Source organism: Clostridium arbusti SL206, from assembly GCF_000246895.1.
Taxonomy (GTDB): Bacteria; Bacillota; Clostridia; order Clostridiales; family Clostridiaceae; genus Clostridium_I; species Clostridium_I arbusti.
The window spans coordinates 1-22,686 of sequence record NZ_BAEV01000063.1 but is presented as its reverse complement, the minus strand read 5'-3'; the positions used below and the strand labels follow the sequence as shown (position 1 = coordinate 22,686).

General features: G+C 28.8%; 19 protein-coding genes and 1 riboswitch. Of the genes, 1 reads left to right on the top strand and 18 read right to left on the bottom strand.

The features are described from left to right. Window positions 1-72: 72 nt before the first annotated feature. Window positions 73-714, bottom strand: coding sequence for a LysE family translocator (locus RH99_RS11880; protein ID WP_010238306.1), 642 nt, complete (start codon window positions 712-714; stop codon window positions 73-75). 318 nt (window positions 715-1,032) lie between these two features. On the opposite strand from RH99_RS11880, the gene RH99_RS11875 reads away from it, so the two are divergent. Beyond that, entirely contained in the window at window positions 1,033-1,218 is a 186-nt protein-coding gene (locus RH99_RS11875) for a hypothetical protein (RefSeq protein ID WP_010238303.1), read from the top strand. 52 nt (window positions 1,219-1,270) lie between these two features. Here the strand turns inward: RH99_RS11875 and RH99_RS11870 are convergent, their stop codons facing one another. The 17 genes from RH99_RS11870 to RH99_RS11800 all read right to left on the bottom strand — a co-directional run bounded on the left by RH99_RS11870 (window position 1,271) and on the right by RH99_RS11800 (window position 22,114). Beyond that, window positions 1,271-1,996, bottom strand: coding sequence for a protein kinase family protein (locus tag RH99_RS11870; RefSeq protein ID WP_010238301.1), 726 nt, complete (start codon window positions 1,994-1,996; stop codon window positions 1,271-1,273). After that, window positions 1,993-2,253, bottom strand: coding sequence for a hypothetical protein (locus tag RH99_RS11865; protein WP_010238300.1), 261 nt, complete (start codon window positions 2,251-2,253; stop codon window positions 1,993-1,995). The genes RH99_RS11870 and RH99_RS11865 overlap by 4 nt, the downstream gene beginning before the upstream one ends. Before the next feature lie 292 nt (window positions 2,254-2,545). Next, entirely contained in the window at window positions 2,546-5,323 is a 2,778-nt protein-coding gene (locus RH99_RS11860) for a cation-translocating P-type ATPase (protein ID WP_026038486.1), read from the bottom strand. Window positions 5,324-5,916: 593 nt separating this feature from the next. Next, a riboswitch (yybP-ykoY riboswitch) is annotated at window positions 5,917-6,010 on the bottom strand. Between the two features lie 278 nt (window positions 6,011-6,288). Beyond that, entirely contained in the window at window positions 6,289-7,446 is a 1,158-nt protein-coding gene (gene dhaT / locus RH99_RS11855; protein ID WP_010238296.1) for a 1,3-propanediol dehydrogenase, read from the bottom strand. Window positions 7,447-7,530: 84 nt separating this feature from the next. Continuing rightward, entirely contained in the window at window positions 7,531-8,445 is a 915-nt protein-coding gene (gene dhaB2 / locus RH99_RS11850; protein ID WP_081504395.1) for a glycerol dehydratase activator DhaB2, read from the bottom strand. A 28-nt stretch (window positions 8,446-8,473) separates the two neighbouring features. Further along, window positions 8,474-10,837, bottom strand: a complete 2,364-nt coding sequence (gene dhaB1 / locus RH99_RS11845) for a glycyl radical glycerol dehydratase DhaB1 (protein ID WP_010238291.1) — start codon at window positions 10,835-10,837, stop codon at window positions 8,474-8,476. A gap of 383 nt (window positions 10,838-11,220) precedes the next feature. Next, window positions 11,221-11,349, bottom strand: coding sequence for a helix-turn-helix domain-containing protein (locus RH99_RS19780; protein WP_243441489.1), 129 nt, complete (start codon window positions 11,347-11,349; stop codon window positions 11,221-11,223). 22 nt (window positions 11,350-11,371) lie between these two features. Next, window positions 11,372-12,280, bottom strand: coding sequence for a response regulator transcription factor (locus RH99_RS11840; protein ID WP_243441488.1), 909 nt, complete (start codon window positions 12,278-12,280; stop codon window positions 11,372-11,374). A 9-nt stretch (window positions 12,281-12,289) separates the two neighbouring features. Next, window positions 12,290-13,507, bottom strand: coding sequence for a PocR ligand-binding domain-containing protein (locus RH99_RS11835; RefSeq protein ID WP_010238288.1), 1,218 nt, complete (start codon window positions 13,505-13,507; stop codon window positions 12,290-12,292). Continuing rightward, window positions 13,500-13,661, bottom strand: a complete 162-nt coding sequence (locus tag RH99_RS19270; protein ID WP_158511954.1) for a hypothetical protein — start codon at window positions 13,659-13,661, stop codon at window positions 13,500-13,502. The genes RH99_RS11835 and RH99_RS19270 overlap by 8 nt, the downstream gene beginning before the upstream one ends. 44 nt (window positions 13,662-13,705) lie before the next feature. After that, window positions 13,706-15,466, bottom strand: a complete 1,761-nt coding sequence (gene dhaK, locus RH99_RS18640) for a dihydroxyacetone kinase subunit DhaK (RefSeq protein ID WP_010238286.1) — start codon at window positions 15,464-15,466, stop codon at window positions 13,706-13,708. Then, on the bottom strand, window positions 15,466-16,605 hold the full coding sequence (locus tag RH99_RS11825) for a glycerol dehydrogenase (protein ID WP_010238284.1): 1,140 nt from the start codon (window positions 16,603-16,605) through the stop codon (window positions 15,466-15,468). The genes dhaK and RH99_RS11825 overlap by 1 nt, the downstream gene beginning before the upstream one ends. Window positions 16,606-17,129: 524 nt before the next feature. Beyond that, on the bottom strand, window positions 17,130-18,167 hold the full coding sequence (locus tag RH99_RS11820) for a PocR ligand-binding domain-containing protein (RefSeq protein WP_010238282.1): 1,038 nt from the start codon (window positions 18,165-18,167) through the stop codon (window positions 17,130-17,132). A 183-nt stretch (window positions 18,168-18,350) separates the two neighbouring features. Continuing rightward, the gene (locus RH99_RS11815; protein WP_010238280.1) at window positions 18,351-18,725 is read right to left on the bottom strand and encodes a L,D-transpeptidase; all 375 of its coding nucleotides are present in this window, start codon (window positions 18,723-18,725) and stop codon (window positions 18,351-18,353) included. A gap of 154 nt (window positions 18,726-18,879) precedes the next feature. Continuing rightward, a complete protein-coding gene (locus tag RH99_RS11810) occupies window positions 18,880-19,515 on the bottom strand; it encodes an HAD family hydrolase (protein WP_010238278.1) in 636 nt (211 codons plus the stop codon). A 44-nt stretch (window positions 19,516-19,559) separates the two neighbouring features. Further along, entirely contained in the window at window positions 19,560-20,645 is a 1,086-nt protein-coding gene (locus RH99_RS11805) for an aldolase catalytic domain-containing protein (RefSeq protein WP_010238276.1), read from the bottom strand. 548 nt (window positions 20,646-21,193) lie between these two features. Next, window positions 21,194-22,114, bottom strand: a complete 921-nt coding sequence (locus tag RH99_RS11800) for an aldo/keto reductase (RefSeq protein ID WP_010238274.1) — start codon at window positions 22,112-22,114, stop codon at window positions 21,194-21,196. Window positions 22,115-22,686: the final 572 nt, after the last annotated feature.

Sequence of the window (22,686 nt, the reverse complement as noted above, 5' to 3'; positions counted from 1 at the left end):
CCATGTCTGCTATATAAAATAGAAACTAACTTTTACAACTAGTTAAAGTTAGTTTTTATGAAAAATTGCATATTAATCAAAAACAGACTTACAGATTTTATAAGCAAAAAATAGCAATAGTGCACCAAATAACCTATCTATCCAATTTCTGCATCTATTGTATCCTGTTCTAAAAATTCTAGATGAACTCATTATTGACAGAATCGTAAACCATCCTCCAACAGCCAATATAATTTCTAATCCATAAATTGATTCAATCCATCTTGGAGTATGTGGAGTCATAAACTGTGAAAATACGCTAAGAAAAAATAAGAAGGCTTTTGGATTTAATATATTACATATAAATCCATTTCTAAATCCTTCTGCAAATTTTTTACTATAAATATACTTGTCTTTATAGTTGATAGTTTTTAATTCATTAGTTGTACCTTTTTTATTTGAAAAAGTTAATATAATAGACTTCATACCAAGATATATTAAATAGCAAGCTCCTAAAATTTGTATAAATTTAAATACAAATATATATTGTTTTAATATTATGGCAAGTCCTAGTATAGTATAAGATACATGAATAAATAGTGCAGTACTTATCCCAATAGCAGAGGCAATGCCAATTTTCTTTCCATATCCCAAACTATTTTTCATAACAATAAAGAAATCTGGTCCTGGAGATATTGCAAGTAATAAACCAATAATAAAAATTTGAAAAAACATGATGTTTGTCCTCCTATTAAGTAAATATATAATTATAATAACTTAATATACCACAAAATAATAATAATTCATATTCCTATAAATCAGTATAATCCTCTTTATATTGTAAAAAATAAATACGTTAATAGGGCATATTCAAATAAATAATTAGTCAGTATACTAGTCTATTTTGAATCCTACTACGTCAACAGAACCCTTAGATAGCTCACTATCCGCGGAACCTGTTTCCTTATAGGATTCAAAATATACGTCGTATCTTTGACTTACTATTTATTTTCATATGCCTAAATAGATATTTTGAAAGGGGATTACTATATTATGGCAAATTTTAATTCATTAAATAGTTCAAAAGCTAATATAAAAAGCGTTGAGGATCATAATGAGAATGCAGAAACAGCTATGGAAGGACAAATTAAAGAGGTAAAACAATTTGCAATGGATAAATACAATGTAAACGGTCAAACTCAAAGAGGATATAATAGACATAAGAATGACCAACAATAATAGGAAAGTTTATAGGCAGAGATGACCCTGCCTATAAACTTTCCTATTACTATCATTTATTTATCAAATCTAATTTTAAAAAATCTCTTTCTAAATCATAAATATTTTCATATTCTTTATCTAAGCCTAACAGTTTCTTTAAAAATTTCAATTCACTTGAGGACAATTCTAGTTCTTCATACCAAGGTCTTGATTTTTTATTGGTTTTTGTAAAAGATGAATAATATAAATGAAGAAGTAAATGTCCAAAATATATAAAGTCGTCTGAAACTCTATACTTTTGGTTATTTATTATTCTAGCTAATCCAAAATCAATAAGGTAAACATTTTCTCCATCAATAAGCACGTTTGGTACTCGTATATCTCTGTGAACAATATTTTTTCGGTGAAGATATTTTATTATATCTATTAATTTAATTCCCAATTTGTATATCTCATGTTTTTTAAATCTATACCCTTGTCCAAAAATCATATCCTCAATTGTATTTCCATGCTTATATTCTAAAATATAAGCATATATATTGTTATTTTTTATTGTATCCACTAATTTAGGAACATATGGACTATTAATAGAAGATAATATTTGTTGTTCAAATATTATTTTATCTCCATTCTTCTTAATGACTTTAGGTTTTATCTCTTTTAGAACATATTTTTTAGCGTTGAGCTCAACTAAATAGCATATTCCAAATCGTCCTTCACCTATTAATTTTATAACTTTGTACCCATCAATTAAAGCCTTTGATGGGTACTTCTTTTTTGAGAAAAATGAGATCATGACCAAGAGCTTCTATATCTTTTTCTACGATAATTTCTGTCTGAATGATTATTTCTATATGAATCATCAGAATAACTTGTATTATATCTTCTCCTATTTGAATCATGATATTGATTATTATATCTTCTACCTGAGTTAGAAAATGAACCTACCATTCCGAGTAAACGGCTAAAGATTCCTTCTCTTTTATAATGGTTACTACCTTGGCGGCTATCTCTATGATCTCGTTTCCCAAATAATCTTGAAAAAAATCCCATAATATCTCCTCCTATATATTTAATTACATAAAAGAGTTTACCTATACAAATCTAATTTTAATATATTTGTTGCAATAAATTATATTCATTATAAAATTGATAGTTTGTTTAGAACTCATCTACTGGCTATTATTAATGTATAATTTTAATTGCAACTTATATACTATATTTTATTTATCCATAAACGCATTATTTGCTAATAATCATCATTATAGTGTAATATTATCATAATATTAATAATATATCAAATTTTCACACTATTTCTCTCTTTTATATTTTTAAATCTATTTATTTAAAAAGAAAATGTTCTTCTTAAAAATCTTATTAACTCTGAGAATATTACAACTGTAAAAGTATAACCTATAACCTTTAACCACATTTCAACAGATAATGGTGCAGTTCTAAAAATTTCTCCACCAAATTGAGTTATTACTATCTGTAGGATAAACGTTAAACCTATCATCAATAGCATAGCTTTATTCTTAAATAAGTTTTTAAATATACTTTCATCTTCTAATTCTCTAGAATTAAAGGCATTAAATAACTGAAACAATACAAAGCTAGTAAATACTATACCATTTTGTTGTACTGCAGTTCCTCCTAAAACATTATTATTTATAAGAAGCATCATCATAATTACTATGAATATACCATTTATTATTATACGAGAAAGCATATGACTTGTTATTATACTAGCATCTCTTTTAACTGGTTTCTTCTCCATAAGGTGCTCTCTTAAAGATTCAAGGCCAAGAGATAATGCTGGCGGACCATCCATTATTAGATTTACCCACAATAATTGTATAGTAGTAAACGGGAGCTCTTTCCCAATTATTTCACAGACAATCACTGTAACCACAGCAATTAAATTTACTGTCAATTGGAACTGTATAAATCTTTGGAAGTTTTCATATATTCCTCTTCCCCATTCTACTGCTTTAACAATAGTTGAAAAAGAATCATCTAGAAGAATAATATCACTTGCTTCCTTTGAAACTTCTGTACCCGTTATACCCATTGCAATTCCTACATCTGCATTCTTTAAGGCTGGTGCATCATTAATACCGTCACCAGTAACGGCTACTACATTCCCTGTCTTTTTTAGAAGATTTACTATTCTCATCTTAGTAAGTGGCTTACTTCTTGCAATTACTACTATCTTATCTAGTATTTTTAGAAGCTCTTCATCAGACATTTCATCAATTTGTTGTGCCTCAATAATTATACTATCCTTATCAATCATATTTAATTGTTCTGCAATAGAAGTAGCAGTTACAATATTGTCTCCAGTTAACATTTTTATATCTATACCAGAGCGTTTACATTTTTCTATTGCTTCATAGACATCATCTCTTAATGGATCTGCTATTGAAACAAACCCATCAAAAATCATACTGTGTTCTATTTCATTTTGTATTTTATTCCATTCGCCCTTTACTTCATCAATATTTCTATGAGAAAATCCAAGGATTCTCTTTGCCTGTTTTTGTAATTTTACAATTTCATTATTTATTTTTTCCTTCAATTCATCTGTGAAGTCTTCTATTTTATCATTAATTATTATCTTATTACATAATGAAATAACCTTTTCCGGACTACCCTTTGTATACACATTATATATTCCATCTTCAAGAGTAACTGTAGTCATTGACTTTTTTTCTGAACTAAATGGATACTGGTATACAACATCAGCTGCATTTCTGATATCAGTGTAATCCACAGCCACTTCATTGTTACTATCAGAGGTATACTTATGACATTTTGCCTCACATATAGTACCTGATGAAGAATAATTAGTACACTTTACTGGCTCTCTTGAGCAATCTGTTTCGCTGAAAGCTTTCAGTAATGCACATTCTGTAGGATTTCCTATAAATTTCACACTATCTTGTTGTATATTAATGTCCGCTGTACTATTTATTGTGAAATTCTCAATCATGAATCCACTCTTTAAATCTGCTGGTTTTAGAAGCTCACCATTATTCCATATATCTATTACCGTCATTTGATTTTTTGTAAGAGTTCCAGTTTTATCAGAACAAATTACATTTATGCTTCCTATGGTTTCACAAGCAACCAATTTTCTCACAAGAGCATTACTTTTTGCCATTTTAATTATATTTAAAGCTAGTGTTATAGCAACTACAGTAGGTAATCCCTCCGGTACAGCAGCTACTATTAGAGCTATGCTTGTCATAAATGCATTCTGAACTGTATCAAAAGATAAACTATTACTTGTATAAATCTTAAATAATTCATAAGCGAATATTAATCCAGCTGAAATTATTCCAAGTAAACTTATAGATTTAGCAAGCCTATCTAACTTTTCCTGTAATGGAGTAGATTTTGTTTCAGTATTTTTCAGTTCTGTTGCAATACTTCCCATTTCAGTTTTATCACCTATTGAAGTAACAACTATAGTACATTGACCATAAGTTATAAATGTACCCGCAAAGACCATATTCTTACGCTCAGATAAACTAGTTTTAGTATCCGTAATAATAATATCTCCATTTTTATCAACTGGAACACTTTCTCCTGTTAGCATTGATTCATCAACTTTTAACTGCAAGGAATCTATTAATCTACCATCAGCAGGTACTTTATCACCAGTATCAATTTTAATAATATCTCCTACTACTACCTCCCTCTTATGTATATATTGTATTTCTCCGTCTCTTACCGCTTTAACCTTTATATCCTCATTTATATTATTTAATGTATCAAAGGCCTTTTGTGACCTTCCTTCCATGATTATATTAATACCTACAGAAAGTGCTATAGCAATTAATATACCTATACTCTCTGTAAATTCAGCATGAAGTCCCTGAAAATATTTATATAAATTCATTCCAATAGTTATTAATGCAGCAACAAGTAGAATAAATACCATTGGCTCCTTTAATGCCTCTAATATCTTTTTTATAATAGATACTTTGTCAGATGGTGAAAATTGATTCTTACCGTGTTTTTTTTCACTCTCCAGTACTTGATCTTTACTCAATCCCTTAGAAGTATCTACCTGAAATTCATTTAAGATTTCTTTAATTGATTTTTGGAAAATCTCCATTTTTCCCCCTCCATTAACATTCATAATATTTTTTACTGTTATTTCTTTCATAGATTCTAACTATCTTCGGCATATTCAAATAAATAACTAGTCAGTATGCTAGCCTATTTTGACCTGACTAACTTGGCGTAAGTCTCCCACGTACTCTGTGAAAGCGATTCACACAAAATCGAAAAAAAGATTTTGGTTCTCTGCTTTTCTTCAAGTGGGAGTTCAACGCCAAGTAAGCCATGCATTTGCAGTTCTAAAATTCAGATGTGGTAAAAGAATCCCCACCTGAATTAAGAACTTGCTTCAATCCTACTGCGTCAGCAGAATCCTCAGATAGCCCACTATCCTCGGAACCTGCTTCCTTGCTCAATTCAAAATATTCGTCGCATCTTTGACTTACTATTTATTTTCACATGCCTTATTAGTTATTCTTTTAAAACAAAATATTTATATACCTCCTTGATTTGATTTAAATAAAAATTTCTTATTAATAAATTTTTATTTAATAACATGACTTTATTATCCATCTAGTCATTAAATAAAAAAGACTTTTAACACAACCGCACTAATACAAGTGTTTCGTTGTGTTAAAAGTCTTACATTGACAAAGAAAATGTCATGATAAAGCCAGGTTATAAAAAACCAGGATGTTGACTTTATCTCCCTTACGGGTAGTTACTCCCCTTTAACAAATTAACTATATTATTCATATAATACTTAAATATATTTAAAATTATAAGGGTAAAATTATTAATTGTCAATATGTAATAAAAATATTTATATTATGATGTATAAAATACCATATATAAAGAATACATAAAACTCAATCTAAATCTAGGAATTCTGTTTGTGGAGAATCCTAACCAATACCTATATAATAGTTATTAAATGTCTCTTACTAAAATAAAATTAGGCGCCATTCTAGACTATTTTATTACACAATTACAATAACCTAGAATGGTGACTATAAAAAATTAAAATGCTTCTCTAAATATTTTAACTATATCCTTCTCATTACCTTTTCTTGGATTACTAAATGCATTACCATCTTTTAATGCCATCTCTGCCATATATTCAAAATCTTCTTCTTTAACTCCCATATCTCTTAATTTTGATGGTATTCCAATATCTGTTGAAAGTCTGAAAATAGCTTTAATTGCTTTTTCTCCAGCTTCTATTACTGAAAGTCCATCAATATTTTCTCCCATAAATTCAGCTATATCTGCAAATTTCTTAGGATTTGATATAAGATTGTAACGTTCTACATGTGGTAATAGCATTGCATTTGCTACACCATGAGCCATATCATATAATCCACCCAATTGATGAGCCATAGCATGTACATATCCTAAATTAGCATTGTTAAATGCCATTCCAGCTAATAATGAAGCATATGCCATATTTTCTCTTGCTTCAATATTTTCTCCTAAAGCAACAGCCTGACGTAAATTATTAGCTATTAGTTTTATTGCTTGAATAGCAGAAGCATCAGTTACTGGATTTGCATCCTTAGAAACATATGCCTCTATAGCATGTGTCAATGCATCCATACCTGTAGCAGCAGTTAATCCAGCTGGTTTTTTAATCATAAGCATTGGGTCATTTATTGATACTAGTGGTAGGTTTCTCCAACTTACAATAACAAATTTAATCTTAGTTTTTGTATTTGTAATAACACAATGACGGGTAACTTCACTACCAGTTCCTGCAGTTGTATTTACAGATACTATAGGTGGTAAAGGATTTGTAAGAGTTTCAATACCAGCATAGTCATAAAGATCTCCTTCATGCGTAGCTGCTATTCCGATACCCTTTCCACAGTCATGAGAACTTCCTCCACCTACAGTAACTATAAGATCACACTTTTCTTCTTTATATACTTTTAATCCATCTCTAACATTGGTATCCTTAGGATTAGGCTCTACATCATCATAAAAAACAACTTCTATACCAGCTTCCTGAAGATATTTAACCGTTTGTGCTACAGCACCATCTTCCATGCCTCTTAAGAATCTATCTGTAACTATTAAAGCTTTCTTTCCACCTAATATTTTACATCTTTCTCCTACTACTTTAATAGAACCTACTCCCATAAAATTTACACTTGGTACTAAAAAATCATACATTCTCATTATTTTTCACTCTCCATTACTATTTTTCCTCATACTGGTAATATTGATTTATTTTTAACACTATGCTATTATCCCAATTAACAGTTACTGTGCTCCAATTGTACAAGGTATTCCCATACTTTCAACTAAAGATTTTAACTTCTCCATTTTATCTTCACTAGGAGATTTTAAATCGCTAAGAAGATACTCTTTTCCTATGGCTTCATATTTACTTTCTCCATAATTATGATATGGAAGAAGATCAATTCTTTTTAACTTAGTTAATGACTTTGAAAACTCTGATATATCTCTTATACTTTTAAAATCTGCATTAACCCCTTCAATAACAGGAACTCTAATTATTATTTCTTTAGCAAATTCATCACTTAATTTTATGTTATTTAAAATAGTATCATTATTTACTCCAGTGAATTTCTTATGAATTTCATTATTCATACTCTTTATATCAATCATGGCAAGATCTACATAGGGAATAACCTTTTTTACAGCTTCACTGTCTACATGCATTGCTGTTTCAATAGCAGTATGCCATCCATAGGATTTACATTCTTTTAAAAGCTCTACTGCAAAATCTGGTTGAAGTAATACTTCACCTCCAGATAATGTAATTCCACCCTTTGATCTTCTATAATGGACACTATCTTTTTTTAACTCTTCAATAATTTTTTCAACACTACATTCCTTTCCTTCAAGAACAAGTGCTCCATTTAAGCAAGCTTCAACACATTTAGTGCATTTAATGCATTTATTTTTATTTATTCTATAGGATGAATTCATATCAATAGCTGAATTTTCACATTCCGCTTCACATCTTCCACATCTAGTGCATAAATTTTTATTAAACATTATTTGAGGAGTAACATCTTGTGATTCTGGATTACTACACCATAAACATGACATATGGCAACCTTTGAAAAATACTATAGTTCTTATTCCCGGTCCATCATGCAATGAGAATTTTTGTATATTAAATATAACTCCTTTACTATCTTTACTCATCACTTTTATATCCTCTCTAGAAACTTTTTTACATAACATGTTCTGTTCTTGCAATAATATCATTCTGTATAGATTTATCTAAAGAAATAAACTGTGCACTATATCCTGCAACTCTAACAATTAGATCTTGATAATTTTCTGGATTTTTTTGTGCTGCAAGCAATATCTTCTTATCTATTACATTAAATTGAACATGGAATCCCTTTTGATCAAAATAACTTCTTATTAGTGATGATAAATTCATTAACCCATTATCACCTTTTAATGCTGATGGATGGAATTTTTGGTTAAATAAAGTTCCATTTGAAGCTATAAAATGGTCTAATTTAGCAACTGAATTGCAAGCTGCAGTAGGACCAGACACATCACATCCTCTTGATGGAGAAACTCCATCTGCTAGTGGTTGTGCAGAATTTCTACCATCTGGAGTAGCACCTGTTAAACTTCCAAAGAATACATTTATTGATGATGGATATAATCCTGGTTGGAATCTTCCACCTCTTGGGTTTGTATATTTATTAACTTCTTTACTGTATATTAATGCACCTTCTCTAGCTAAATAATCAACTTCATCAATATCATTTCCAAACTTAGGAGCTTTTTTAAGTAATGCTTGTATCTGTTCTGATTTTTCAAAATCATTACTTAATGCTTTTTTTAGTTCTGAAGTAGTAATTTTCTTTTCATCAAAAACAAGTTTTTTAACTGCAACTAATGAATCTCCAATGTTAGCTACTCCAACACCTTGTGGTCCACTAAAATTATATTCTGCACCGCCTTCTTGAAGGCTCTTTCCTCTACCAATACAATCATCAACCATTGAGGATAAAAAAGGTAATGGTGCTCTTTCTCCATGTGCAATATCTATGCAATTATCAGCTGCACACATATTTTTCACAAAATACTCCATTTGAGTTTTATAAGCATTCATAAACTCATCAAATGATTTCATATCTTCAAAGTTTTGAGTTTTAGGTCCAATTAGTTTATTTTTATCCATTCCGGAATTTATAGTTAATTCTACTATTCTAGCAAGATTAAAAAATGCTGAATCATGCCATCCTTCTGTCTTTCCTGGCTTTTGTGGTTCAACACATCCAATTATTCCATAATCTCTTGCATCTTCTAATGTAAGTCCTCTGGCAACTAATGCAGGAATAATAACTTCATCATTATAATAAGCTGGAAGTCCTAATCCTTCTCTAGTTAGTTCTGCTGCTTTAAACATAAATTTATCCGGAGTTTTATTCCATATTCTTACAGACAAAGATGGTTGAGGTAATTTAACATGTACGGCTGCTTCTAATGCCATATATGATATTTTATTTGTTGCATCTATTCCCTCTGAATTTTGTCCTCCAACAATTAAATTTTGGTACATTGGATAACCACCAAAATGTTTAGTTGAAATTTCATCTCTTACTTTGTTAATATCATTTAATTTAATCCATATACAATCTATTAACTCTTGGGCAAATTCTTCTGTTATACTTGGATCATTTTCATAATATGGATACATATATTGGTCAAATCTAGCTGGGGAAATAGAATGCCCATTAGATTCTATATTTATTATTGCATGAACAAACCAAAATGATTGGCAGGCTTCATAGAAAGAGGTAGCCCCTTCTGCTGGAACCTTTGTACAAACTTTTGCTATTTCATTCAGTTCAGCTTTTCTTCTTAAATCATTTGTATTTTCTGCAAGTTCTTTAGCTTTTTCAGCATATCTATTTGCATATGTTATTGCTGCTTCGCAAGAAATAATAACACTATTTAAAAACTTCTCTTTCTTTATAAAATCTGGATTTATACTTCTACTTTTTTCTAATTGTTCTTTAGCTTCATTTATAATTCCATTGAACCCAATTTTTAATACTTTATCATAATTTACAGAAATATGACCTACTCCATTGTAATAGTAATTTCCAACAGTGAATATATCAGCATTTATTGCTTTTATTGTTTCTTCTGACATATATGAAGTTGCTAATTCACTTGTGGTCTTTCCATCCCAATATTCAAATACATCTTGTAAGTTTTCTTTACTTTCCTCTGAAATTTGGAATGCATCTCCACTTCTTTTGTCTATTCTATCTAGTTCATCCTTTAACCATTTATTAGAGAATTCAGGAAATACTTGAGAGGATCTTGGTTCTTTAGTTAAACTACCTACAATAAGTTCTTCTTCTCTAATTGTTACAGGAATGTTTTCTAGTATTTTCTTCAAAGCTAATGCTCTTCTTAATATTGATGGTTCACCTTCTGTTTCTTTAAAAGATTTTGTTATTAATACTGCTCTTTCTGGTTCAACACATGGCTTAGCATTTAATATTTGAGCTTTTAAAATATTTATTCTTTCTGTTTGAGTACTAAATCCTTTACTTATCATTTCAATCTCCTCCAAACATAATTCTGCTTCGTTTTATCTAATATTATCATTATATTGATAATATTTTAACAAAATTTATTGTGTAATATCAGTAATCTTTTGTTGCTTTTTATATTATACTTTTGATAACAGTATTCTTTTGTCCTATGATAACGTTTTTATACTTTTTTATAAGTTTTAAATTTAACATACTTATACATTATAATTTTTTTAATATTTCCATTTCTATTAGCAGTTATTTTTCATATGCATTATAATAAATTTTATTCAATATTTTTGGATTTTAGATTTTCTCTGATTATCTTTTAAAATAGTTTTACATATGTTTTTGAAAATAAAAAAACTATTCAACAATGACTTCTTTATCATTATCAAATAGATTTTCACTTTAAAATATTTTCTTTACCATTTCTATATGTTGATGGAGTTACTCCTACTATTTTCTTGAAAACTTTTGAAAAATATCCTGATTCATCATATCCTAAACTTATGGATATATTTATTATAGGCATATCAGTATTTTTTAATAACTCCTTAGCCTTTTCTATTTTTATATAAATTTATATAATCAATAAACTTCATTCCTGTATTTTTTTTAAACAATCTACTAAGGTAAAAAACACTTATATTACAAGAATTAGCTGCACTCTCTAATGTTATTCTTTCATTGTAATTTTCACTTATATAAGTCATCACTGAATCTAACATTTTGTTTATTTCTTTACTTCCAATCAATTTTTTTCTAACTATATCATCATAATTATCTTTATACATAAAATCTAAAAATTCATTCATTAACATATTTATTTTAGACATATTATTGAGAGAATTTAGTTTTTCATTGTATAAATTAATATTTGTATATGGATTATTTTCATTTTTCATTTTGATAAAACTATTAATCATTCTATCCAATAAACTTATGCATTCATCTTTATAAATATTAATATGACCATTACTTAACAATTCATATCCATACAATAGATTATTAAGCAAGTCCTTAATATCTTTTTCTTCATTAGAAATTATTTTATATAAAAGCAATAATTCTTTTTCTCTTAATTTATTTTCATTTGTCACTAAACTTATAATGTGTTTGTTTAATACTTTAGATAAACTTTCTGGATTTATTGGTTTTAATATATAATCATCAATATTTAAGTCAACTATTTTATTATTAAAATTATAGTATTCCACAAGTAATATTATGATTTTATTTTTATCCTTTTCTTTTATAATTCTTGAAACCTCAATTCCATTCATTCCCGGCATTTCATTATCTATAATTATTATATCTGGTTTAATTTCTCCATTAATCTCTACTGCCTTTTTCCCATTTTGTGCTGTTCCAACAATATTTATTTTAATATTTAATTTATTTATTATTTTTTTAAGTGCTTCTAGTTCTATCCATTCATCATCTACTAAAATAGTATTACACATATATACTACCTACCTTTCATCAATTGGTAAGTTTATTGTAACTTTTGTCCATTTCTCTAAATCACTTTCTAAATTTATAGAATAATCATATTTATAGAAATTTTTTATTCTTTGTTTTGCAACTTCTATTCCACTTAAAGAGTAACTTATATTGTTTTCTTCTGAATTTATAGATTTTAATTTTTCTTTTGGTATTCCTATTCCATTATCCATGACTGAAATTATTATAAATTCATTTTTTTTACTTCCAACTATGTCTATATTTCCTCCTTGTTCTTTATCATTCACACCATGAACTATAGCATTTTCAAGAAATGGGAAAATACTCATAAATGGAAGTTTAAAGTCATTTTCAATATTTAAATTAACATTAAAATTTAATCTATCCCGAAATCTAATTTTTTGTAAATTTAAATAATCTAAACAATAATCTAATTCTTCTCTTAATGTGACTATTTTATTAGATTTATAAAATGTATTTCTTATAAATTCCGTAAACTTATACGTAAGATCACTTGTTTTTTCAGCATCTTCTATTAATGATAATGAATAAATATTATTCATTATATCAAATACAAACTTAGGACTTATTTGAGAATATAATGATTTTAATTTAAATTTTTTTAACTCATTTTGTAATTTCAATTGTTTGATTTCTGATTTAACAGACCTATCATCACTTTCCTTTAACTCCCTGGCAGTTATTTTATGCATTCCTTCTTCCACTAAATACTTTGACAAATGTAACATCATTTGAGCAATATATCTAACTTTTTCTAATGAAATAGTTGGAATTTTACTATATGCACATGTAAGCTCTTCATCATTTCCTATATCAGAATCCACATTCACAACACTTTCTAAACATTTCTGTTCATCTTTACTTATCAAAACTTGTCCTGCCATTATATCTCCTAGATATTGTCCATTAACTATAATAGGTACTGCAAAATCTACCAGTCCTTTATGACATATATATATATATGGCTTTCCTGTTCTTGTGGCTTCAATTCCACCTCTTGAATCACATCTTTCACACAATTCTCCTTGTTTTTCATACTGGCGAATAATATTACAGAATTCTGTACAACAACTATGTTTTGTAATAGGTTTGCCCTTATAATCAACAGTTATGATGGCAATTCCTGTAGCTTTTGCAATATCATCTTGTATACTTTGGAAATTTTCAATGTTTATTACATCCTTAAGATTAATAATATTATTCATCCTTCACCACCACATCATCCTTCTTAATATACAAACTCTTCAATACTAAATAATAGAAAAATCCCCAACAACACTGCATTAATATTGTGGAGGATATATTGGGTTTAGGTAACCCTCCAGCTTTAAAATTCATAGGATGGTTACCTAAACCCAAAAGTTATAGTTTCCTCTTTAATTTTAGTCATTTAACTTTTAAAACTACTTTATTACCTTTGAAATCTCTGTAAAGATTACACCTAATCCATAGGCTCCTGCATCAGGATATCCAAGACTTCTATCTCCAACTGTTCCTGCACGTCCCATACGTGCCACAACTTTTTCTGTACTCTTAGCACCTTCAACGGCTGCTTTAGCTGATAATTCAAAGGCTTCTTTAAAATCAGTGTTTGATTTTGCACAATCTGTCCAAGTATCAGCACAAGGTACTAATGCATCTATTAATGTTTTATCACCAACTACAGCTCCTCTTCCAAAAGAACGTTTTCCTGTATCTTGAATTCCCCTAACTGCAGCCTGCATCATATCTGCAAATTCAGAAATAGTTAACTCATTCTTTGCTCCCACTTGTTTTCCCGCAGCTCTAAAAGCAGATCCCCATATTGGACCTGAAGCTCCACCACAATGTTCCATTATTACTAATGAACATGAATTTAAGAAGGCTCCAATATTTTTATATTGTTCTAAAAGAATCTGTTTCCATTCTCTTTTTAACTGTTTGAATCCTTTAGCTACACTCATACCAAAGTCTCCATCTCCAGCATGAGAATCTAATTCACAAAATGGTATTTCATTTTCAATAATAATTTGGCTCATCTTATCAACGATGTAAATTATATTATCCAGATTTACTTTTTCATTATTAATACATGAAAAATTTTCACAAGTTTCTACTTCAAATGACACTTCATTTTCTACATCGTTACAATCTTCTAAACTTACATATTCACCTACTCCTGCTGGACCTGAAACCTTAAATGCAGGTGTATCACTTTCTTCTGATAATAATGACTTAAGTTGTTCATCTAATTTCATTATAGATACAGAAGCACCTTCCATATCTATACTTGTCATATAATTTCCCACAAAAATTCTATATATTTTAACATTTCTCTTTGCCAGTTCCCCTACAACAGAATTGTTAAATAAATATAATTCCTGCAATGGTGTTCCTCCAAATCCATTAATTAATACTGCAATCTCTTGTTGCTTTGTACCATCAATTTTCATATCACTTAAAAGAGAATCTACCATTCTTTCAGCTAATTCATCTGCTGTAGCTATCTTTTCCCTTTTAATTCCAGGTTCACCATGAATCCCAACTCCAAATTCCATTTCATCTTCTGCTATTTCAAAAGTTGGAGTCCCTTTAGCCGGTACAGTACAAGATGAAAATGCAAATCCTAAACTTCTAACATTTAAAACAGCCTTTTCAGCAATTCCCTTAACTTCCTCTAATGATAATCCACATTCTGCTGCTGCACCTGCTATTTTATGTACCAAGACAGTTCCCGCAACTCCACGACGTCCAACAGTATATAAACTATCTTTAACTGCAATATCATCATCTACTTTAACATAATCAATTTTAATTCCATCTTCACTAGCTAGATAAGCTGCATTCTTAAAGTTCATCATATCTCCACTATAATTTTTTATAATAAGCAGAGTTCCTTTTTTACTAGCAGTAGCTCTTATTGCTTGATAAATTTGAATTTGAGATGGTGAAGCAAATATATCTCCACACACTGCTGAATCTAACATTCCCTTTCCTATAAAACCTGCATGAGCTGGTTCATGGCCGCTTCCTCCGCCGCTTATTAAACTTACTTTCTCTTGATTTATATTTTTCTTTTTCATTATTTTATATTTTCTTATAAACTCTAGTTCCGGATGTGCAATGGCTATACCATTACACATCTCCATTACTACAGTTTCTGGTTTATTTATTATCTTTTTCATTATTTACACATCCTCTTTTCCTTATAATCTTTACCAATCTTATCTGCTGTGATAATTGCTGCTGCTACTGATTCAACAGTTATTGGAAATGGCATAGAATAAATTGATTCTTCCTCAACACATGACTTTTTAGCAACTTCCATAAGTTCATCTTCTGTAATACTGTCTACTCCAATGTCTGACAAACAAACTGGTAGTCCAACTTCTAAACAGAAATCTAATACTTGATTTAATTCTTCTTTAGGTGCATTTTCTAATACTAATTGTATTATTGTACCAAACGCAACCTTTTCACCATGGAAATATTTATGACTTCCTTCTAATATAGTTAGTCCATCATGAATTGCATGAGCTCCAGCCAGTCCGCCACTTTCGAAACCAATACCTGATAAAAGAATGTTAGTTTCTATAATATTTTCTAATGCTGGTGTAACTAAATTGCAATCTGAAGCCGCTTTTGCTCTTACTCCATCCTTGATAAGGGTTTCATAGCATAGCTTTGCAAGTGCTAATGCTGTATTAGTTCCCCTAGCTTCACCACAAGTTCCTTCTCTATATCCACAAGGTAAACCTGCATTGACTTTAGAATATGAATTTGAAGTTGCTCTTGCTTCAAAGTATGTTGATAATGCATCTCCCATTCCTGAAACTAAAAAACGAGTTGGTGCCTTTGCAATTACTGTAGTGTCTATTAAAATTACACTTGGACTTTGTTTAAAATAAGCATAGTCATCAAAAGCTCCATCTCGTGTATAAAGTACAGCTGAATGACTTGTTGGTGCATCTGTAGCAGCTATAGTTGGTACTATAATTAATGCCTCTCCTTCTGCAACACATTTAGCAGTATCAATTGCCTTTCCTCCTCCAAGACCAATTGTGCAGGCACATCTGTTCTTTTTAGAAACTTCTTGTAATCTAGCTACTTCTTGTCTAGAACATTCTCCTTTAAATCCGCTTTCTACAAAAGTAATTCCAAATTTTTCACAAGTTTTATCTAATTTATCTTTAACACGTGCCACATCATCTTTATGTGCTATTAATAGCGCTGATTCTCCAAAACTCTTAACAAAATATCCTAAATTTAAAATTTCATCTTCACCTTGTACATATTTAGTTGGACAAATAAATGCTTTTCTCATATTACTATCTCCTCTTTATCTAAACATTTTTTATTTTTAACTTAGGCATATTCAAATAAATAACGAGTCAGTATGCTAGTCTATTTTGAATACCACTACGTCAACAGAACCTTCAGATAGCTCACTATCCTCAGAACCCGTTTCCTTGTAGACTTCAAAATATCCGTCGCATCTTTGACTTACTATTTATTTTCATATGCCTTTTCTCTATTATAATATCGTTTACATAAAAACACATTAGATTAATATGACAAAAAAATACGATTTGAAACCGTAATTTCTTGTTATGAAATCGATTTATTGTACTTTTCTATCAAAATTCTAGATAAGTTTTGCTACATCCCTAGATAATGATTTACCCTAAAGTACAACGAGTTCTAAGTATCACAAACCGCTACTAAGAACTCCGTTAGTAAGTTTCAAATTGAGAAAAAACTCCATGTGAAACAAAGAAACTCTGTTTATAAATAAAAAAGAAGCTGATTACAAATGTTTTAACCCATTCCTAATCAACTTCTTAATTACTATTTTTTCTTACAATACTTCATATAAAGAAATGGAGTTATCCCCTCATACTTTTTAAATATTTTTATAAAATATCCTGATTCACTAAATCCAAGTTCATCACTGATTTCATTAACATGCATATCCGTTTCTTCTAATAAATTCTTTGCCCATTCAACCTTTAGTTTGGATACATAGGTTGAAAAGTTTTCTCCAGTTTCCTTCGTAAATAATCTACTAAAGTAACTTGGACTAATATGACAAACTTTAGCCATCTTCTCTAGTTTAACGTTTTCACTCTTATGATTATAAATGTATTCTATTGCTGGTTTTAAAACATCAGTTACTTCAATATTCTGCTCATTACTTGAAATATCTTCTTCAATATAAGAATTTATTATAGCATTAGACATTTCCTTTTTTGCATTTTTAATACTTGTTAGTGTGTAGCCTTTTAATGTATTGGAATCTATTTCAGGCTGATTTTTCATAGTCTTTTTATACATATCTAAAATTAGATTTTTTTCTAGTGCTTCTTCTACTAAATAGTTACACAAAGAGAATAACATATTTGCAATTTTCTTTACTTCATCATAAGATAAAGTAATTAATTCATCATAATACTCTTTAAAATCATCTAAAGCCTTTTCAGCCATAGAATTTTTAGATAAAACTACTATTTGTTCTAATATACCTTCAATATTAGTATCTGACAATTTTACTTGACCTGCCATAACTGCTCCAATATATTTACCATCAATCATTATTGGAATAGCTATATCTATTATATTATAATGACATAAATATATATATGGTTCATTTAAACGAACTGCTTCAATGCCGCCTCTTGAATCACATTTTTGGCAGTATTTTACAAGTTTTGGATTAGCTCTTATTTCTTTACAAAATCTATGACATCCACTATGTTTAGTAACTTGATTTCCTTTATAATCAACAATTGTTATTGCTACTTTTGTAACTGATGCAAGAGAGTCCTGTAAATTGTCCCACTTTTCTAAATCTATAAGTTTATTTAAATTAAAATTATCTTTTGCCAATTTCTGCTACTCCTTCCTTGTATTAATATTCATATTCATATTCATATTCATATTTATATCTTATTTTATCTTATCGGAAGTGTCCATGGTATTAAGTCCCAAAATTATCTTCAACGAATAGGATTTTACCAGCTAGTATAGTCCAGCTTTTAGCTGGACGTACCTACTGTGTTAAATTGAAGACTAAACAATTTTAACTATAGTACCTACAGGTACTAAGCTGCTAAGTTCAATCACATCTTTATTATACATTCGTATACATCCATGAGAAACGGGTCCTCCTATAGATCCAGGCATGTTTGTGCCATGTATTCCAATCCCCCTTGCACTAAGGCCTAGCCACCTTGCACCATAAGGTCCACCTGGATTTATTTGCTTATTTATTATTTTAAATGTACCTTTAGGTGTTGGTGTGGAACCCTTACCAACAGCAACAGGATATGACTTATAAACCTTATTATCCTTATATAAAGTTAATCTACGTCCAGCCCTATTAATTGAAATACTATATATTGCTCTATAATATCCTTCACTATACCAAATTGGGAAAAAAAGCATCTTATATCTCCTATAAATTACTATATAAACCATTATATTAATTCAAGTATTTGAAAGTGAACACAATGTTGATAATATTCATCTCTTTATATATAAATAAAATAGGACTGATACAAGATTTTATAATCTTATGTCAGTCCATTTTACTTATAGTTTATCCCATTATCATTGAAAATTTATCTACGTAGTTTGAGGAGAACTCTTTTAATGAAATATTATTATAGCCAACAAAATCTATCCCATTCACCTTAGCAGCTTCATAATCATTTATTGAATCTCCTATTAATACTACTTTTGAATTTTCATATTTATTAGTTTCAATAATATCTTTAACTATATCATTTTTATGTGTAGGAGAACCATAAATTGCAGTAAAGCAATCACCTATTCCTAATTCCTTACACAAATAATTTAGTTCATTATTTTCCGATCCAGATGCAATATATAATTTTTTTGAATCCCTGTTTCTCTTAATAAATTCTACAGTATCTTTGATAAGATAGTTTGAATTAACTAATTCTTTTTTCATTATTTCTGTAAATTTTTCTGCATATTTGTGAATTACACTTTCATCTATATCTTTATTCAATATTTCCTCATGAAAATACTTAATTTTATGGAACCTGGATAATCCACCATTCAATCGATTATATTTAACTAATTTTTCCACATCAGTTTTATTAAATTCAGAAAAGATAGCTTTAAAACCATTATCTCTTACCTTCATAGAATCTATTATTACACCATCAAAATCGAATATAATTACATCATATTTATCAAAATTAATCATCTTAATGCCTCCTTTATGCCATACTGTTTAAGCTCATCTCTCATTTATCTAAAGCAATTGTATTCACCTTTTATTTTAAAATTTAGATGCGGTCTTTTGAATAATTCATTTTCATAATCTGAGTACTTGCTTAAATTATGATCAATATATAGGTCTTCTATATATTTTTTATCAAATTTATGCTTTTTCGATTCAGTTATATTGCTAATTATATTCTCAATATCCTTTGCTGCAATATCTCCCTTACCTGATAGATAAGTTGAATAATTAGGATGACAATTGTAAATTGCAGAAATATAATGAGCTGCAGAATAACCCCAATAATTTTCCTTATGAATAATACTTATATAATTATCTATTATGTCTAGTAAAGATTTTATTTCATAATCTTTATGAAAGTTTTTTACTAAATAATCAGCAAATAATTCTGTATTTAAATTGCCTGCCCCTCTTCCCATTCCTAAAACAGAAGAGTCAATAATTAATTCTCTATCACTATCACTAATTGCTTGAACTAATGTTACTGCATTAGAATAGGCAAGTTGAAGATTATTATGTGCATGAAGTCCTAATTTAACACCTTTTTTTAGATTATTATCTATTAACAAAGCTAATCTTGAAACATCATGACTTTGCATAGCACCAAAACTATCCACTATATAAAAAGCATAAATATCAATTTTATTAAATTCATTCATCATTTCTAATAATTCTTTATCTGAATAAGATAGTGTAATCATAGGTTGCATAAAAACCTTGAATCCCATTGCTATTATTTTTTTTGCATCTTCAAAAGCTTGCTCCCAATTGTCCTTACGAAATGCTAATCTTATACCAAAAATATTAGGATTATAATCCATATCCTCTACATCAAAATCTCCTACATTTAACATAACAAGATATTTAGCATTACTATTAGTTACTATATTTTCAATACAACTAAGATTACTAAACATAGTTGTGTCTTTACATTCACCATTTGTTTTATTTATATATCCAAGTTCTATGAATTCAATTTTAGCCTTTACTAAGGAGTCAATAAGATTTGTAGACATATCATTGGAGAAAGCCCAATTATTAACATATCCACCATCTCTAAGTGTACAATCTAAAATATTTACGTTTGCCATTAAAATCACCTCTTATAATTAATTTTTTTTGCTTAAGGAGTGGTTCATGCTGACTATCTATTTAGGCATATGAAAATAAATAATAAGTAAAAGATGCGACGTATATTTTGAAGCAGTAGGATTCAAAATAGGCTAGCATACTGACTAGTTATTTATTTGAATGTGCCATATTGCTATAAACAATGGAACCTTTTATCAAATCATTTATTCATAAATTTTAGCTTTATATCTAAATCTATAAATAAATGAATATATCTAATTTAAGTTACAACCCTATCAAATATGCAAGTTGTATGTTGTGGTATAATCATTATATTATATAAAATAATATAAATCAATAGAATTTTTTAAACTTTCAGTAAATTTTGTATATAGTTTATGATAATTTAATAATGCATCCAATATTTGACTTGTATTTATCTTGTTTCATAATTTTAAATACAAAAAATAAAGCTGCCAATTAGTCTTATAATATATAAACTAATTGGTAGCTAAGCAATTTCTAATTCATTTAAGCATTGTAATATTATATAAATGTGAATCACTTTCTATGGCAATTCATTACCTGCTGCTCTGTATATTTCATACCATTCCTGCCTTGAAAGTTCTACGCTTGATGCCTTACAAATATCCTTTAGGCGTTTAACATTCATGGTACCAACTATTGGCTGCATCTTAGCTGGATGTCTTAAAAGCCATGCAATAGCAATTGCTGTATTTGGTACATCTTTTTTTTCTGCTATTTCATCTATCTTTTTGTTTAATTCTGGAAATTTGTCATTATCTAAGAATACTCCCTCGAAAAATCCATACTGAAAAGGTGACCATGGTTGGATTGTTATATCATTTAAACGACAATAATCTAAAATGCTTCCATCACGATCATTTGAAGAATCAGCTTTCATATTTACATTAATTCCCGCATCAATCATTCCAGTATGCATAATACCTAATTGCAGTTGATTAATAATTATTTCCTGTTTTAAATATTTTTTAAGTAATTCAATTTGATAAGGATTTTGATTGCTAACTCCAAAATACTTAACTTTTCCACTACTATGTAGTATATCAAAAGCTTCAGCAACTTCCTCTGGCTCTACAAGGGCATCAGGACGATGTAATAACAAAACATCTAGATAGTCAGTCTTTAATCTCTTTAAACTTCCATCTACTGCATCTAGAATATGTTCTTTTGAAAAATCAAAAAATCCTGGTCTAATTCCACATTTTGATTGAATTATAAATTTTTCTCTAACACTAGGTTTCATATCAACTGCTTCAGCAAATATCTCTTCACATTTTCCATCGCTATACTTATCAGCATGATCAAAAAAATTAACTCCTTCTTCTAGAGCAGTATTAATAAGTTTAGATGCTTCACTTACAGTAAGTTCAGTAAGTCTCATACATCCAAGAGAAATCTCAGAAGCATTAGTTATTTTTCCATTTCCAATGTTAATTTTTTTCATAAAATTCACCTCTTTTAATCACTTTATATTTAAGTAATTTACTCATTGTAAACATTTTACACCTTAGGAATTGTAAATGTCTACATAAATTTGATTTATTGATTTTATCTTAGGCACATTCAAATAAATAACTAGTCAGTATGCTAGCCTATTTTGAATCCTACTGCGTCAACAGAACCCTCAGATAGCTTACTATCCTCAGAACCTGTTTCCTTGTAGGATTCAAAATATCCGTCGCATCTTTGACTTACTATTTATTTTCATATGCCTTAACAAATAATTCAAAATTATAGATTACTTATATATAAACATCTTAAATATTTAAGGTTGTCCCATATCCTACATTATATGAAAAGTATCGTGTTATCTTATAATTACTCAACAATAATATACTATGAATTTTATAAAATCAAGCAGAATAAGTAAATTTATGTAATTAACAATTTGAAGATTAATAAAAAACTACCCTAAAACTTATAATTGAATAATAGGATAGTTTATTGGCTTTTTAATGGTGTCTATAGATTTGAAACATCTATATTGATAGACATTAAAAAGTTTAATGTTATTAT